The sequence below is a fragment of the Streptomyces sp. NPDC030799 genome (genome assembly GCF_055572255.1).
Genome location: NZ_JBVIDS010000007.1, coordinates 1 through 15803 on the forward strand (window position 1 = coordinate 1; position 15803 = coordinate 15803).

Sequence of the window (15803 nt, forward strand, 5' to 3'; positions counted from 1 at the left end):
TCAACGCCCACAAGGCGGGCACCATCAAGGGCCTGACCGCCGAGGTCGGCGCCTCCCTCACCTCCGGCGCCCCGATCTGCGAGATCAAGGACTGACGGCAGGCTTCACAGACGCCCGGTGGACCGACAGCTTCGGTCTGCCGGGCGTCGTCCTTTGCCCGAGGGTGGGGACGGCTTTCCGAGACCCGGGGGACGCCTCACGTCCCTGAGGGGCAGCCGGCCTGAAGGGGACGGGGAACTGCGCGACCGGTCCGGGCGGACCCGCACCAGCCCGACGACCTGAAGCCCTACGGCAAGTCGGGCGACCTCAGCGCCGTCGCAGATCAGCGACACGCCCGCGCTCAGCTGACGCCGGCTCCCCGAACCCCGCCCCCGGCCGAAGCGCCATCCCCCTGCGCGGCCCCGGCAGCGGAGCACGCCGCGCCGGGGCCTGCTCACCCCCCGAAGGGACTCCGTTCGCCCCGGCCACGGCGATCTGCACCCCCTGGTCGGCGAGAGCCTGCAACTCCATGCCGGCGCGGTCGTCGTTCGCGGGGGGCTCGTCGGTGACCAGACGGGTGATGACATCGGTCGGCACGGTCTGGAACATCGTGTCCGTACCGAGCTTGGTGTGGTCGGCGAGGACCACGACCTCCGCGGCAGCCTGCACCAGCGCCCGGTCGACGGACGCCGAGAGCATGTTGGAGGTGGACAGCCCGCGCTCGGCGGTGAGCCCGCTCCCGGACAGGAAGGCCTTCGACACCCGCAGCCCCTGCAGGGACTGCTCCGCGCCGGAGCCGACGAGGGCGTAGTTGGAGCCGCGCAGGGTGCCGCCGGTCATCACGACCTCCACCCGGTTGGCGTGGGCCAAGGCCTGAGCCACCAGCAAGGAGTTGGTGACGACGGTCAGGCCGGGCACCCGCGCGAGCCGGCGGGCCAGCTCCTGCGTGGTGGTACCCGCGCCGACCACGATGGCCTCGCCCTCTTCGACGAGGCCTGCCGCGAGGTCGGCGATGGCGGTCTTCTCGGCGGTCGCGAGATGGGACTTCTGCGGGAAGCCGGATTCTCGCGTGAACCCGCCCGGCAGTACCGCACCGCCGTGCCGGCGGTCGAGGAGTCCTTCGGCCTCCAGCGCCCGCACGTCCCGCCGTACGGTCACTTCGGAGGTCTGGACGACGCGGGCGAGCTCACGGAGCGACACGGCACCGTTCGCTCGCACCATTTCGAGGATCAATTGGCGACGTTCAGCAGCGAACACGAAACTGACAGTAACCCCAGCGACCGTCTGCTTTCAGCAGTTTGCGCCGAATAACAGAAGTTGTTCGCGTGACAGGTCGGGAAGTGGTATAGGACCTAGTCGCCCCGACTATGCCGTACGCACACGCGGCGACTCCCCGTGACCAGCGGGAAGCCGGAACCGGCCGTCAGACCTCCGCGCCGGCCTTGCGGGTGTGCAGCTGCCGGGCCACCTCGGCGATCGACCCCGAAAGGGAGGGGTACACCGTGAACGCGTTCGCGATCTGCTCGACCGTCAGATTGTTGTCGACGGCGATCGAGATGGGGTGGATCAGTTCCGAGGCGCGGGGCGCGACGACCACACCGCCGACGACGATGCCCGTACCCGGCCGGCAGAAGATCTTCACGAAGCCGTCCCGGATGCCCTGCATCTTGGCGCGGGGGTTGCGCAGCAGGGGCAGCTTGACGACCCGGGCGTCGATCTTGCCCGCGTCCACGTCCGCCTGCGTGTAACCGACCGTCGCGATCTCGGGGTCGGTGAAGACGTTGGAGGAGACCGTCTTCAGGTTCAGCGGGGCCACCGCGTCGCCGAGGAAGTGGTACATGGCGATACGTCCCTGCATGGCGGCGACGGACGCGAGGGCGAAGACACCGGTCACGTCACCGGCCGCATAGACGCCGGGAGCGGTCGTCCTGGACACCTTGTCGGTCCAGATGTGCCCCGACTCGCGCAGCTTCACGCCGGCCTCCTCCAGGCCGAGCCCCGCGCTGTTCGGGATCGCACCGACGGCCATCAGACAGTGCGTGCCGCTGATGACACGCCCGTCGGCCAGCGTCACCTCGACCCGGTCGCCGACGCGCTTGGCGGACTGCGCGCGGGAACGGGCCATGACGTTCATGCCGCGGCGCCGGAAGACGTCCTCCAGCACGGCGGCGGCGTCCGGGTCCTCGCCCGGCAGCACGCGATCCCGGGAGGACACGAGGGTGACCTTGGATCCCAGGGCCTGGTAGGCGCCGGCGAACTCGGCACCGGTCACACCGGAGCCGACCACGATCAGCTCTTCCGGCAGTTCGGTGAGGTCGTAGACCTGGGTCCAGTTGAGGATGCGCTCGCCGTCGGGCTGGGCGTCGGGCAGCTCGCGCGGGTGGCCGCCGGTGGCGATGAGGACGGCGTCGGCGGTGAGGGTCTCCTCGGTGCCGTCGGCGGCGGTGACGACGACCTTCCGGGACCCGTCGAGGGCCTGCATGCCGTCCAGCCGGCCGCGGCCGCGCATGACCCGGGCACCGGCACGCGTGACGGAGGCGGTGATGTCGTGGGACTGGGCGAGCGCCAGCCGCTTCACACGGCGGTTGACCTTCCCCAGATCCACCCCGACGACCCGGGCCGCCTGCTCCAGCGGAGGTGTGTCGTCGGCGACGATGATCCCCAGCTCTTCGTACGACGAGTCGAAGGTGGTCATCACCTCGGCCGTAGCGATGAGCGTCTTCGACGGCACGCAGTCGGTCAGCACCGACGCTCCGCCCAGACCGTCGCAGTCGACGACGGTCACCTCCGCACCGAGCTGGGCGGCCACCAGAGCCGCTTCGTATCCGCCGGGTCCGCCACCGATGATCACGATCCGAGTCACGTACTCCATTGTCCCGCACCCTTCAAGGTGCTACTGCCCCGGGGCGCACGGAAGCTTCGGCTGGGACACGAGTGACCCGCGTTTCCCCTGCCGTACCCTCTGTGCATGTCGCTCTATGCCGCGTACGCCGGCAACCTCGACGCGGGCCTGATGTCCTTCCGCGCCCCGCACTCCCCGCTGCGCGCCACGGGCTGGCTGAACGGCTGGCGGCTGACGTTCGGCGGCGAGCACCTGGGCTGGGAGGGCGCGCTGGCGACGATCGTCGAGGACCCCCTCGCGCAGGTCTTCGTCGGCCTGTACGACATCGCACCCATGGACGAGGAGTCCCTCGACCGGTGGGAGGGCGTGGCGGACGACCTCTACCGCCGGGTGCGGGTGCGCGTGCACACCCTCGACGGCGAGGAGACGGCGTGGACGTACGTCCTCAACGGTTACGAGGGCGGTCTGCCCTCGGCGCGCTACCTGGGCGAGATCGCCGACGCGGCGGAGTCCGCCGGGGCACCCCACGACTATGTGATGGAACTCCGCAAGCGCCCCTGCTGAGCCGCTCCGGCGGCTTCCTGCGGGTTTGCCTGCTGTTCGTGGAAAACGACAAGGCAACGATTCCAATCCCGTGAGCTCTGTCATCTACGCGCGTAGGCGAAGACGAGCTACCCTCGTCGGCGTGAACGCATTTCTTCTTCCGGACGACATCCAGGGCGACCCCTACGCCGCCGCCGACGCCGCCGCCGCGCGCCTGCGCGAACTCACCGGCGCCGAGACCCACGACGTCGCCCTCGTGATGGGCTCCGGCTGGGCTCCGGCCGTCGACGCCCTGGGCGCGCCCGACGCCGAGTTCCAGGTCACCGAGCTGCCCGGCTTCCCGCCGCCGGCCGTCGAGGGGCACGGCGGCAAGGTCCGCTCGTACTCCTTCGGTGACAAGCGCGCGCTGGTCTTCCTGGGCCGCACGCACTACTACGAGGGCCGTGGCGTGGCCGCGGTCGCGCACGGCGTCCGTACGGCCGTCGCGGCGGGCTGCAAGACCATCGTGCTGACCAACGGCTGCGGCGGTCTGCGCGAGGGCATGCGCCCCGGCCAGCCGGTCCTGATCAGCGACCACATCAACCTGACGGCGACCTCCCCGATCGTCGGCGCGAACTTCGTCGACCTGACGGACCTCTACTCGCCCCGCCTGCGCGCCCTGTGCAAGGAGATCGACCCCTCCCTGGAGGAGGGCGTCTACGCGCAGTTCCCCGGCCCGCACTACGAGACCCCGGCCGAGATCCGCATGGCCCGCGTCATCGGCGCGGACCTGGTCGGCATGTCCACGGTCCTGGAGGCCATCGCCGCGCGCGAGGCGGGCGCCGAGGTGCTGGGCATCTCCCTGGTCACCAACCTGGCGGCCGGCATGACCGGCGAGCCCCTCAACCACGAGGAGGTCCTCCAGGCGGGCCGCGACTCGGCTGCCCGGATGGGCGAGCTGCTGGGCCAGGTGCTGGGCAAGCTGTAAGCGCCGCAAAGCCCATCCGCTCGCTTGTCGGCCGGCCGTTTCGGCCGGGCGGGTGGGAGACGGGGGTCCGGGGGCGGAGCCCCCGGTGGACCAGGCAAACACGGAGAGGTTGATCCCAAGGTGCACGACGATCTCATCGCCCGGGCCAAGGCTTGGCTCGCCGAGGATCCCGACCAGGAGACTCGCGACGAACTGGCCGGGCTGATCGAGGCCGGTGACACGGCGGAGCTGTCCGCCCGCTTCAGCGGCACGCTGCAATTCGGCACCGCCGGCCTGCGAGGCGAGCTGGGCGCCGGCCCGATGCGCATGAACCGCTCGGTCGTCATCCGCGCCGCGGCCGGCCTCGCCGCGTACCTGAAGAACCAGGGCCAGACCGACGGACTCGTCGTCATCGGCTACGACGCCCGCCACAAGTCCGCCGACTTCGCCCGGGACACCGCCGCCGTCATGACGGGCGCCGGCCTGCGCGCGGCCGTACTGCCCCGCCCCCTCCCCACTCCCGTCCTGGCCTTCGCCATAAGGCACCTCGGCGCGGTCGCGGGCGTCGAGGTCACCGCCAGCCACAACCCGCCCCGGGACAACGGCTACAAGGTCTACCTCGGCGACGGCTCCCAGATCGTGCCGCCGGCCGACGCGGAGATCGCCGCCGAGATCGACGCGATCGCCTCCCTGCACGACGTGCCCCGCCCGGACGCCGGCTGGGAAACCCTGGACGACACGGTCCTGGAGGCCTACCTGGCACGCACGGACGCCGTACTGTCCCCGGACTCCCCCCGCACGGCCCGCACGGTCTACACGGCCATGCACGGCGTCGGCAAGGACGTCCTGCTCGCCGCCTTCGCGCGGGCCGGATTCCCCGAGCCGGTGCTGGTTGCCGAGCAGGCCGACCCGGACCCCGACTTCCCGACGGTGGCGTTCCCCAACCCGGAGGAGCCGGGCGCGATGGACCTCGCCTTCGCGCAGGCCCGCGCCACCGATCCGGACCTGGTCATCGCCAACGACCCGGACGCCGACCGTTGCGCCGTGGCCGTCCGGGACGGCGGCGACTGGCGCATGCTGCGCGGCGACGAGGTGGGGGCGCTCCTCGCGGCCCACCTGGTCCGCCGCGGAGCACAGGGCACCTTCGCCGAGTCGATCGTCTCCTCCTCCCTCCTCGGCCGCATCGCCGAGAAGGCGAACCTTCCCTACGAGGAGACGCTGACCGGCTTCAAGTGGATCGCCCGCGTGGACGGCCTGCGCTACGGCTACGAGGAGGCCCTCGGCTACTGCGTGGACCCCGAGGGCGTGCGCGACAAGGACGGCATCACCGCCGCCCTGCTGATCACCGAGCTGGCCTCGCAGCTGAAGTCGGAGAACCGCACCCTCCTCGACCTCCTGGACGACCTCGCCGTCGAGCACGGCCTGCACGCCACCGACCAGCTCTCGGTCCGCGTCGAGGACCTCTCCGTCATCGCGGACGCGATGCGCCGCCTGCGCGAGCAGCCCCCGACCGAGCTGGCCGGCCTGTCCATCACCCGTGCCGAGGACCTCACCCGGGGCACCGACAGACTGCCCCCCACGGACGGCCTGCGCTACACCCTCGACGGCGCCCGCGTGATCGTCCGCCCGAGCGGCACCGAGCCGAAGCTGAAGTGCTACCTGGAGGTCGTCGTACCGGTCGCCACCCGCGCCGGCCTCCCGGCCGCCCGGACCCGCGCGACGGAACTCCTGACCACGATCAAGCGAGACCTGTCAGCGGCCGCCGGCATCTGACCCGCACGACACCGATGGGGTGCCCCGGCCCGGGGCACCCCATTTCGCCATGCGACACGGAGAGCCGTCGAGCTCACTGCAGGCACCGCGACAGGGCGCCCGCCACCGGCCTGAGCACCGCGACCGGCCTCAGCACCACCGCCGGCCGCGCCCAGCCCCCGTACCTCCCCCTGCCCCCGCCGAAAACCTCACCCCAAGCCCACCAGGATCCCGAACAGGACCGCCCCCGCCACCGCCGGTGCAATCACCTCGTACGCCCACCGCACGGTGACCTCTCCCTGCGCGGACTCCGCCTCGCCCCGCCGGTCCAGCAGTTCCCGCAGCTCGTCCATGACCTGGTCGGTCTCCGCCCGAGTCGGCCCGCTCGCGGCAGCGCTGCGGCCCGCTCCCCCGACGGCGCCGAGGCCGCCGAGCCCCCGGCTCGCCGACCCCCCACCGCTCGCCGGCCCACCGCGCGCCGCCTCCGCCGCCGCCCGTGCCTTGCGCGCCTCCGCCTTCTTGCGGGCCCGCAGTGAGACGGGAACGGACCACAGCTGGTACCTGGTGCCGGACTTGGCGACGACCTCGTTGGAATAGCCGGAGCGCAGCGAGGCGACCTCGCCCCAGGGCAGGCTGATCACCCGGAACGGGTTGCGGATCCGCAGCCGGTCCTCGCCCGCGAAGACCGCCGGGCGGAGCGTGAAGGCGATCACCAGCGGCACCGCCAGGATCATTCCGGCGAGCGCCAGCCACGGGGTGCGGCCGTGGCCCTGGAACAGCGCGTCGAAGCCGAGCCAGCCGACGACGAGGAGCAGCAGCACGCCGCCCACGAGCGCCATGGGCGAGCGGTAGATCCGGTCCTGGGGGGTGGGCACCGGAGGCTGTGACGCGGGTGACTGGTGGTCCGGAGTCGTCATGGTCCCGATTCTGCATGACGTCGCCGCCGGTACTTCCACGCGGCCCGGCACCGGCGCTCATCCGTGATCTTCGGGCGGAGGATGAGCACCGATCACGGCTCGGGGCTATACATTCGCTACGCGCGTAGATATGCTCGTCTGGTGACCATGCCCACTACCGCACCCACAGCTCACGCTCTCTCGGACGTCACCGCGTCCGACAGCACGCTGCGCCGCTTCCTGCACGGGCTGCCCGGCGTCGACGCGGTCGGCCTGGAGGCGCGCGCCGCGTCTCTCGGCACCCGTTCCATCAAGACCACCGCGAAGGCGTACGCCATCGACCTCGCCATCTCGATGGTCGACCTGACGACGCTGGAAGGCGCGGACACCCCGGGCAAGGTCCGGGCGCTCGGCGCCAAGGCGGTCCACCCCGACCCGACGGACCGTACGACCCCGACCACGGCCGCGGTCTGCGTCTACCCCGACATGGTGGCCGTCGCCAAGGAGGCCGTGGCCGGCTCCGGCGTGAAGGTCGCCTCGGTCGCCACCGCCTTCCCGGCCGGCCGCGCCGCCCTCGACGTCAAGCTGGCCGACGTCCGTGACGCCGTCGCCGCGGGCGCCGACGAGATCGACATGGTCATCGACCGGGGCGCGTTCCTGGCGGGCCGGTACCTGAAGGTGTACGACGAGATCGTCGCCGTGAAGGAGGCCTGCGGCGACAGCGCCCGTCTGAAGGTCATCTTCGAGACCGGGGAGCTGTCGACGTACGACAACATCCGCCGGGCGTCCTGGCTGGGCATGCTCGCCGGCGCCGACTTCATCAAGACCTCGACCGGCAAGGTGGCCGTCAACGCCACTCCCGCGAACACGCTCCTCATGCTGGAGGCCGTGCGGGACTTCCGCGCCCAGACCGGCGTCCAGGTGGGCGTGAAGCCCGCCGGCGGCATCCGCACCTCCAAGGACGCCATCAAGTTCCTCGTCCTCGTCAACGAGACGGCCGGCGCGGACTGGCTGGACAACCACTGGTTCCGCTTCGGCGCCTCCTCGCTCCTGAACGACCTGCTGATGCAGCGTCAGAAGCTGGCCACCGGCCGCTACTCCGGCCCCGACTACGTGACGGTGGACTGATCCCCATGGCATCCGCATTCGAGTACGCACCCGCGCCCGAGTCCCGCTCGGTCGTCGACATCGCCCCCTCCTACGGCCTGTTCATCGACGGCGAGTTCACGGACGCGGCCGACGGCAAGGTCTTCAAGACCGTCTCCCCGTCGACCGAGGAGGTCCTCTCCGAAGTCGCCCAGGCCGGCGAGACGGACGTCGACCGTGCGGTGAAGGCCGCCCGCAAGGCGTTCGAGAAGTGGTCCGCGCTGCCGGGCTCCGAGCGCGCGAAGTACCTGTTCCGCATCGCCCGCATCATCCAGGAGCGCAGCCGCGAACTGGCGGTCCTGGAGACGCTGGACAACGGCAAGCCGATCAAGGAGACGAGGGACGCCGACCTCCCCCTGGTCGCGGCCCACTTCTTCTACTACGCGGGCTGGGCCGACAAGCTCGACCACGCCGGCTTCGGCGCGAACCCGCGTCCGCTGGGCGTGGCCGGGCAGGTCATCCCCTGGAACTTCCCGCTGCTGATGCTGGCGTGGAAGATCGCCCCGGCCCTCGCGACCGGCAACACGGTCGTCCTGAAGCCCGCCGAGACGACTCCCCTGTCCGCCCTGTTCTTCGCGGACATCTGCCGCCAGGCGGGCCTGCCCAAGGGTGTCGTCAACATCCTCCCGGGCTACGGCGACGCGGGCGCCGCGCTCGTCGCCCACCCGGACGTGAACAAGGTGGCCTTCACCGGCTCCACGGCCGTGGGCAAGGAGATCGCGCGGACCGTCGCGGGCACCCGCAAGAAGCTCACCCTCGAACTGGGCGGCAAGGGCGCCAACATCGTCTTCGACGACGCCCCGATCGACCAGGCGGTGGAAGGGATCGTCAACGGGATCTTCTTCAACCAGGGCCAGGTCTGCTGCGCGGGCAGCCGCCTGCTCGTCCAGGAGTCGATCCAGGACGAGCTGCTGGAGTCCCTGAAGCGCAGGCTCTCCACTCTCCGCCTCGGCGACCCGCTGGACAAGAACACCGACATCGGCGCGATCAACTCCGCCGAGCAGCTGGCCCGGATCACCGCGCTGGCCGAGCGGGGCGAGGCGGAGGGCGCCGAGCGCTGGTCCCCGTCCTGCGAGCTGCCGGCCTCCGGGTACTGGTTCGCCCCGACGCTGTTCACGAACGTCACCCAGGCGCACACCATCGCCCGCGACGAGATCTTCGGCCCGGTGCTGTCGGTCCTGACCTTCCGCACGCCGGACGAGGCCGTCGCCAAGGCCAACAACACCCAGTACGGCCTCTCGGCCGGCATCTGGACCGAGAAGGGCTCCCGGATCCTGGCCGTCGCGAGCAAGCTGCGCGCCGGTGTCGTCTGGTCCAACACGTTCAACAAGTTCGACCCGACCTCGCCGTTCGGCGGCTACAAGGAGTCGGGCTTCGGCCGCGAGGGCGGCCGCCACGGCCTGGAGGCGTACCTCGATGTCTGACCGTTTGAGCGTCTTCAAGACCTACAAGCTGTACGTCGGCGGGAAGTTCCCGCGTTCCGAGAGCGGCCGGGTGTACGAGGTGACGGACTCGAAGGGCAACTGGCTGGCCAACGCTCCCCTGTCCTCCCGCAAGGACGCCCGGGACGCGGTCGTGGCCGCGCGCAAGGCGTTCGGCGGCTGGTCCGGCGCGACCGCCTACAACCGCGGCCAGGTCCTCTACCGCGTCGCGGAGATGCTGGAGGGGCGCCGCGAGCAGTTCGTGCGCGAGGTCGCGGACGCGGAGGGCCTGTCGAAGTCGAAGGCGGCCGGGGTCGTGGACGCCACGATCGACCGCTGGGTCTGGTACGCGGGCTGGACCGACAAGATCGCCCAGGTGATCGGCGGCGCCAACCCGGTCGCGGGCCCGTTCTTCAACCTCTCCTCGCCCGAGCCGACCGGCGTCGTCGCCGTCCTGGCCCCGCAGGAGTCGTCCTTCCTCGGCCTGGTGTCGGTCGTGGCCCCGGTGATCGCCACCGGCAACACGGCGGTCGTGGTGGCGAGCGAGAAGGCTCCCCTGCCGGCCCTCTCCCTGGGCGAGGTGCTGGCCACCTCCGACGTCCCGGGCGGCGTGGTCAACGTCCTGTCCGGCCGTACGGCGGAGATCGCGGCGCCGCTGGCCGCGCACCAGGACGTCAACGCGATCGACCTCGCGGGCGCCGACGAGGAGCTGGCGAAGGAGCTGGAGATCGCGGCGGCGGACAACCTGAAGCGCGTACTGCGTCCACAGCCTGTGGATTACTTCGAGACGCCGGGCATCGACCGGATGACGGCGTTCCTGGAGACCAAGACGGTCTGGCACCCGACGGGTTCGCTGGGCGCTTCCGGCTCGTCGTACTGAGTCGCATCCGGGCCCCACGGCCGAGAGCCGCGTCCTCCCACCGTCCGGGGAAGACGCGGCTCTCTCGTGTGCCGCCGGCCGGCTCAGGCCGCGCCGCCGCCCAGCAGCCCGCCGACCGTGCGCTCCAGCGTCGGTACGACGCCGACCGTCCCGGTCTCGACGAGCGGGCCGGTGTATCCGGAGACGTCTCCCTCGTCCGCCCGGCCGGAGGTGGTGTTGCCGACGGGGGTGTACTGGAGGGCCTGGACGGGGACGGTGGCGTACTCAAGTCCGCTGGACGCACCCTGGACGGCGGCCTGCGGGGCCGTCGTCCCGAAGGAGGCAGCGGGCCGCCAGGGCACCTCCGCGAGGCGGGCGGTGTCCGCGCCCGCGGACGCCGTCACCGCGCCCGCGCCCAGCGCCGCCGAGGCGGTCGCGAGGACGATCAGGACCCGCTTCGCGGTGTGGTTGAGGGGGAACGCGTGTCGTGCCATCCAGGGGCCGCCTTAGATTGCGTGGAGTAACAGATTCGACACGAAGAGTAGTTGAGGTGGGAGTCACGCTCAAAAGCCGACCCGCAGGGTCGGCAGGCGGCTCCCCATGCGTCAAACTGGTGTTCCGTGAGCCTTCATCTCCCGTCCCCCGCCCGAGTCGTCCTGCTGTGCGGCCCCTCGGGCTCGGGCAAGTCCCTCGTCGCCGCCCGCTCCGGGCTTCCCGTCCTGCGTCTGGACGACTTCTACAAGGAGGGCGACGACCCGACCCTGCCGTTGGTGGAGGGGAGTTCGGACATCGACTGGGACCACCCCGAGTCGTGGGACGCGGACGTCGCCGTCGAGGCCATCACCCGGCTGTGCGCCACCGGCTCGACGCCGGTACCGGTGTACGACATCGCACTGAGCGCCCGCACCGGCGAGGACACGCTGCACATCGGCCGTACCCCGCTGTTCGTCGCGGAGGGCGTCTTCGCCGCGGAGATCGTCGAGCGCTGCCGCGAGCTGGGGGTGCTGGCGGATGCGCTGTGTCTGACCCGGGGGCCCGTCACCACCTTCCGCCGCCGCTTCCTGCGCGACCTGAAGGAGGGGCGCAAGTCGGTGCCGTTCCTGCTGCGCCGCGGCTGGCGGCTGATGCGCGCGGAGCGGTCGATCGTCGCCCGCCAGGTGTCCCTGGGCGCCCATCCCTGCGACCGGGACGAGGCCCTCGGCCGGCTCGCGGCGGCGGCCGCGGGACGGCAGGTACGCCGGCAGACGGTGGCGTGACCGGCGTACGGGCCGCCCGACCGGCGTACGGACGGCCCGGCCTGCGCACGCAACGCAAAACGGGACTGGTTGGACCCCCCGGCCCACCAGTCCCGTTCCTCTTGCTCCCCCGTGCTCCTCCCCCAGTGATTCCCCCGTGTCCCCCCGTATATCCCCCGTGTTTCCCCCTCAGGTCACCCCCCAGTGACCCCTCACCTTCAGGCGACGAGTTCGCCGAAGGCGTCCTCCCGGTCACGGCCGAAGCTGAGGACCTCGTCCTCGCGCAGCCGGCGGAGCGACCGCCAGATGCTGGACTTCACCGTGCCGACACTGATGTCGAGGATCTCCGCGATCTCCGGGTCCGTGCGGCCCTCGTAGTAACGCAGGACCAGCATGGTGCGCTGGAGTTCGGGCAGCCGGGCCAGCGCCTGCCACAGGACCGCGCGCAGCTCGGTGCCGCGCATCGCGTCCGTGTCGGAGGGCGTCTCCGGCAGTTCCTCGGTCGGGTACTCGTTGAGCTTGCGGCGCCGCCAGGCGCTGATGTGCAGGTTGGTCATGGTGCGGCGGAGATAGCCGCCGACCGCCGCCTTGTCGCTGATCCGGTCCCACGCCTTGTACGTCGAGAACAGCGCGCTCTGCAGCAGGTCCTCGGCCTCGAAGCGGTCGCCGGTCAGGTGGTAGGCGGTGGCGTACAGGGAGGCGCGGCGCTCCTGGACGTAGGCGGTGAACTCCGCCTCCGTCAGCGAACGGCGCTGCTCCCCCGAGTCCTCCCTGTACGCGGTTCCCCCGTGCGTTTCCCCCGTGTGCGCGTCAACCACCGTCATGTAGGGCGGAAGCCCTTGCTGCGCATAGGCGGTGTGCTGACGCCCGGTGCCGCGAGCGCACCCCCGCCCGCTCACGGCACCGGACTTCTCGTAACCCCGGTGCACGTCGTGCAGGCGCGTGACTACGGCGCTGGTGCTGATGCTGTGCAGCGTGTTCATCTCGCGCTCCCCGTCGTGTACTTGCGGTGGTTCGGTCCTGCGCGGGCCGGTTCGGACGACCGCCCTGCCCGTGTCCAAAAGACTGCCGGGGTGACTTCATGGCCGTGTCCGCCGACTGTCACAGACCTGTCACAGGGGTCCGGCCCAGGTCCGTCACAGGAAGTGCACAGTGCGTGGCGGTGGAGAAGCCCTGGTGCGCGCAGGTCGTACGACACCCCGTCCATGGGCCAGAATGAGCCCGTGCCTTCCCTGTTGCTGATCGAGGACGACGACGCCATCCGTACGGCCCTGGAGCTCTCTCTGACGCGCCAGGGACACCGTGTGGCCACCGCTGCCAGCGGTGAGGACGGTCTGAAGCTGCTGCGCGAGCAGCGGCCCGACCTGATCGTGCTGGACGTGATGCTGCCCGGCATCGACGGCTTCGAGGTGTGCCGGCGCATCCGGCGCACCGACCAGCTGCCGATCATCCTGCTGACCGCGCGCAGCGACGACATCGACGTCGTGGTCGGGCTGGAGTCGGGAGCCGACGACTACGTCGTCAAACCCATCCAGGGCCGGGTGCTGGACGCCCGCATCCGGGCCGTGCTGCGGCGCGGGGAACGCGAGTCCAGCGACGCGGCGACCTTCGGCAGCCTGGTCATCGACCGCTCGGCGATGACCGTGACGAAGAACGGCGAGGACCTGCAGCTGACCCCGACCGAGCTCAGGCTGCTGCTGGAGCTGAGCCGGCGGCCCGGTCAGGCACTGTCCCGGCAGCAGCTGCTGCGGCTGGTGTGGGAGCACGACTACCTCGGTGACTCGCGGCTCGTGGACGCCTGTGTGCAGCGGCTGCGCGCCAAGGTCGAGGACGTGCCCTCGTCCCCGACCCTGATCCGTACCGTCCGTGGTGTCGGCTACCGCCTGGACGCCCCTCAGTGACCGGTACGCAAGGGGGGCTGCGCGGCTGGTCCGCGCGGCGCAAGGGAAGTCTGTCGCGGCTCAGGTTCACCAGCCTCAGGCTGCGCCTGGTCGTGGTTTTCGCGCTGGTCGCGCTCACCGCGGCGGTGTCCGCGTCCGGCATCGCCTACTGGCTGAACCGGGAGGCGGTGCTCACCCGTGCCCAGGACGCGGTGCTGCGCGACTTCCGGCAGGAGATGCAGAACCGCGCGGGCGCGCTGCCCGAGCACCCCACGCAGGACCAGCTGCAGCGCGCGGCGGGCCAGATGGCGGCCGGCAGCCAGCACTTCAGCGTGCTCCTGGTCGCCCAGGACGCCGACGGCAAGACGGTGTACGGCAACTCGGGCGGCATCAACGGCTTCGCGCTGGAGGACGTGCCGAAGTCGCTGCGCACGGCCGTGGCCAAGCGGCAGAAGGTGACCGACACCAACAGGGAGCCGTACCACCTGTACTGGCAGCGGGTCGTGGACCACGGCACGCCCTATCTGGTGGCCGGCACGCGCGTCATAGGAGGCGGTCCGACCGGCTACATGGCGAAGTCCCTGGAGCCGGAGGCCAAGGACCTCAACTCGCTGGCCTGGTCGCTGGGCATCGCCACCGGGCTCGCGCTGATCGGGGCGGCGCTGCTCGCGCAGGCCGCCGCCACGACCGTACTGAAGCCGGTGCACCGGCTCGGCGTGGCCGCCCGGCGGCTCGGCGAGGGCAAGCTGGACACGCGGCTGCGGGTGTCCGGCACGGACGAACTCGCGGATCTCTCCCGGACGTTCAACAACGCGGCCGAGGCCCTGGAGCAGCGGGTCGCGGAGATGGCCGCGCGGGACGAGGCATCGCGGCGCTTCGTCGCCGACATGAGCCATGAGCTGCGGACGCCGCTGACCGCCATCACCGCCGTGACGGAGGTGCTGGAGGAGGAGCTGGAGTTCGAGTCCGGCAGCATCGATCCGATGATCGAGCCCGCGGTGCGGCTGGTGGTCAGCGAGACCCGCCGGCTGAACGACCTGGTCGAGAACCTGATGGAGGTCACCCGCTTCGACGCGGGCACCGCCCGGCTGGTGCTGGACGACGTCGACGTCGCCGACCAGATCACCGCCTGCATCGACGCCCGGGCGTGGCTGGACGCGGTCGAGCTGGACGCCGAGCGGGGCATCCACGCCCGCCTCGATCCGCGGCGGCTGGACGTCATCCTCGCCAACCTGATCGGCAACGCGCTCAAGCACGGCGGATCGCCGGTGCGGGTGTCGGTACGGGTGTCGGACGACTCGATGGTGATCCAGGTCCGCGACCACGGCCCCGGCATCCCCGAGGACGTCCTGCCGCACGTCTTCGACCGCTTCTACAAGGCGAGCGCCTCCCGGCCCCGCTCCGAGGGCAGCGGCCTGGGCCTGTCCATCGCCATGGAGAACGCCCACATCCACGGTGGCGAGATCACCGCCGCCAACTCGCCCGAGGGCGGCGCGGTGTTCACCCTCACGCTGCCGCGGGACGCCTCCCGGCTGACGGAGGAGCCGGACGGGGGCACGCAGAAGGACGAGCAGGAAACGAACGACAGTTCAGGAAAGGAGGGGTCATGACCGCGCGGACCGTGAGACGACACCGGGCCGTGAGACCACGCCTGCTGGCGCTGCCCCTCCTGGGCCTGCTGCTCACCGGCTGCGGCATCCGGGCCACCCAGGTGCCGACCGACTTCGGCGCGGCGCCGTCCCGGGTGCCGTGCTCGCTGGCCGGGCCGAACCCGGCCACGCAGTCCTCGCAGGGGGTGCCCGTGCAGGTCTTCCTGCTGTGCGGGGCCTCCCTGGTGACCGTCGACCGGACGGTACGCGTCCCCGAGGGCACTCCGGACGCGCGGCGCCGGGTGATCGTGGCGCAGGGGCTGCTGGACCAGCTCGCCGCGGCGCCCTCCGCCGCGGAGCGCTCCGCGGGCTATGCGACGTACGTGCCGGGCGGCCTCAGTGTGAGCGGTCCCGCTCCGAGGGACCCCGAGGACACCCTGCGCCTGGGCACGGCGCCGTCGCGGCTCACCTCCTACGCCCTGGCCCAGCTGGTGTGCACCCTGTCCGACTCGGCGGCGACGGAGGGCGACGGCTCGGTCATCCTGGGCGGCCCGGCCAACGACACGCTGCGCCGCTACGAATGCACGGACGAGGTCCGCGACCGCCCGGGAAGCGTCCAGCCGCCGTCCAGCGAGATCGGGCACAAATAGCGGAGTCCCGCCGTCGGGCCGCGGAGCCGCAGCCGAAGGCAACCGGATGGTTGCGGTGCGGAACC

The 15803-nt window shown here is 71.5% G+C and carries 15 protein-coding genes; 10 read left to right on the plus strand and 5 right to left on the minus strand.

The genetic code is table 11. The features are described from left to right. Window positions 1–306: 306 nt before the first annotated feature. Together ACZ41I_RS18530 and ACZ41I_RS18535 are read right to left on the minus strand one after the other, a co-directional pair. Window positions 307–1236 (minus strand): DeoR/GlpR family DNA-binding transcription regulator, encoded by a 930-nt coding sequence (locus ACZ41I_RS18530; RefSeq protein WP_399763954.1) that lies wholly within the window; start codon window positions 1234–1236, stop codon window positions 307–309. A gap of 166 nt (window positions 1237–1402) precedes the next feature. Continuing rightward, entirely contained in the window at window positions 1403–2851 is a 1449-nt protein-coding gene (locus ACZ41I_RS18535) for an NAD(P)H-quinone dehydrogenase (protein WP_363216889.1), read from the minus strand. Window positions 2852–2947: 96 nt separating this feature from the next. On the opposite strand from ACZ41I_RS18535, the gene ACZ41I_RS18540 reads away from it, so the two are divergent. From ACZ41I_RS18540 to ACZ41I_RS18550, 3 genes are all read left to right on the plus strand, one after another. Then, window positions 2948–3385: a gamma-glutamylcyclotransferase gene (locus ACZ41I_RS18540; protein ID WP_399763951.1), complete on the plus strand. Its 438-nt coding sequence runs from the start codon at window positions 2948–2950 to the stop codon at window positions 3383–3385. A gap of 121 nt (window positions 3386–3506) precedes the next feature. Beyond that, a complete protein-coding gene (locus tag ACZ41I_RS18545) occupies window positions 3507–4331 on the plus strand; it encodes a purine-nucleoside phosphorylase (protein WP_399763948.1) in 825 nt (274 codons plus the stop codon). A gap of 120 nt (window positions 4332–4451) precedes the next feature. After that, window positions 4452–6083: a phospho-sugar mutase gene (locus ACZ41I_RS18550; RefSeq protein ID WP_468324613.1), complete on the plus strand. Its 1632-nt coding sequence runs from the start codon at window positions 4452–4454 to the stop codon at window positions 6081–6083. Between the two features lie 188 nt (window positions 6084–6271). On the opposite strand, the gene ACZ41I_RS18555 is transcribed toward ACZ41I_RS18550, so the two are convergent. After that, the gene (locus tag ACZ41I_RS18555) at window positions 6272–6979 is read right to left on the minus strand and encodes a PH domain-containing protein (protein ID WP_399763943.1); all 708 of its coding nucleotides are present in this window, start codon (window positions 6977–6979) and stop codon (window positions 6272–6274) included. A gap of 147 nt (window positions 6980–7126) precedes the next feature. On the opposite strand from ACZ41I_RS18555, the gene deoC reads away from it, so the two are divergent. The 3 genes from deoC to ACZ41I_RS18570 are packed head-to-tail and all read left to right on the plus strand — an operon-like array spanning window position 7127 to window position 10405. Then, window positions 7127–8086, plus strand: coding sequence for a deoxyribose-phosphate aldolase (gene deoC, locus ACZ41I_RS18560; protein WP_399764833.1), 960 nt, complete (start codon window positions 7127–7129; stop codon window positions 8084–8086). Between the two features lie 5 nt (window positions 8087–8091). Then, window positions 8092–9528, plus strand: coding sequence for an aldehyde dehydrogenase family protein (locus ACZ41I_RS18565; RefSeq protein WP_363216894.1), 1437 nt, complete (start codon window positions 8092–8094; stop codon window positions 9526–9528). Next, window positions 9521–10405 carry an aldehyde dehydrogenase family protein gene (locus ACZ41I_RS18570; RefSeq protein ID WP_363216895.1) on the plus strand — a complete coding sequence of 295 codons (885 nt, stop codon included), beginning with the start codon at window positions 9521–9523 and terminating at the stop codon, window positions 10403–10405. The genes ACZ41I_RS18565 and ACZ41I_RS18570 overlap by 8 nt, the downstream gene beginning before the upstream one ends. Window positions 10406–10488: 83 nt before the next feature. Here ACZ41I_RS18570 and ACZ41I_RS18575 read toward each other — a convergent pair whose 3' ends face one another. Next, window positions 10489–10878, minus strand: a complete 390-nt coding sequence (locus tag ACZ41I_RS18575) for a hypothetical protein (RefSeq protein WP_468514599.1) — start codon at window positions 10876–10878, stop codon at window positions 10489–10491. Window positions 10879–11004: 126 nt separating this feature from the next. Here ACZ41I_RS18575 and ACZ41I_RS18580 point away from each other — a divergent pair, with 126 nt between their 5' ends. Beyond that, on the plus strand, window positions 11005–11640 hold the full coding sequence (locus ACZ41I_RS18580; RefSeq protein ID WP_363216897.1) for a uridine kinase family protein: 636 nt from the start codon (window positions 11005–11007) through the stop codon (window positions 11638–11640). A gap of 197 nt (window positions 11641–11837) precedes the next feature. Here ACZ41I_RS18580 and ACZ41I_RS18585 read toward each other — a convergent pair whose 3' ends face one another. Next, window positions 11838–12602, minus strand: coding sequence for a SigE family RNA polymerase sigma factor (locus ACZ41I_RS18585; protein ID WP_363216898.1), 765 nt, complete (start codon window positions 12600–12602; stop codon window positions 11838–11840). A gap of 240 nt (window positions 12603–12842) precedes the next feature. Here ACZ41I_RS18585 and afsQ1 point away from each other — a divergent pair, with 240 nt between their 5' ends. Genes afsQ1 through ACZ41I_RS18600 form a run of 3 tightly spaced genes read left to right on the plus strand, consistent with a single transcriptional unit; the run spans window position 12843 to window position 15738 of the window. Further along, window positions 12843–13520, plus strand: coding sequence for a two-component system response regulator AfsQ1 (gene afsQ1 / locus ACZ41I_RS18590; RefSeq protein WP_363216899.1), 678 nt, complete (start codon window positions 12843–12845; stop codon window positions 13518–13520). After that, the gene (locus ACZ41I_RS18595; RefSeq protein ID WP_399763930.1) at window positions 13517–15109 is read left to right on the plus strand and encodes an ATP-binding protein; all 1593 of its coding nucleotides are present in this window, start codon (window positions 13517–13519) and stop codon (window positions 15107–15109) included. The genes afsQ1 and ACZ41I_RS18595 overlap by 4 nt, the downstream gene beginning before the upstream one ends. Then, window positions 15106–15738 carry a hypothetical protein gene (locus tag ACZ41I_RS18600; RefSeq protein WP_468514600.1) on the plus strand — a complete coding sequence of 211 codons (633 nt, stop codon included), beginning with the start codon at window positions 15106–15108 and terminating at the stop codon, window positions 15736–15738. Before ACZ41I_RS18595 ends, ACZ41I_RS18600 begins: the two co-directional genes overlap by 4 nt. The last annotated feature ends 65 nt before the right edge of the window (window positions 15739–15803 follow it).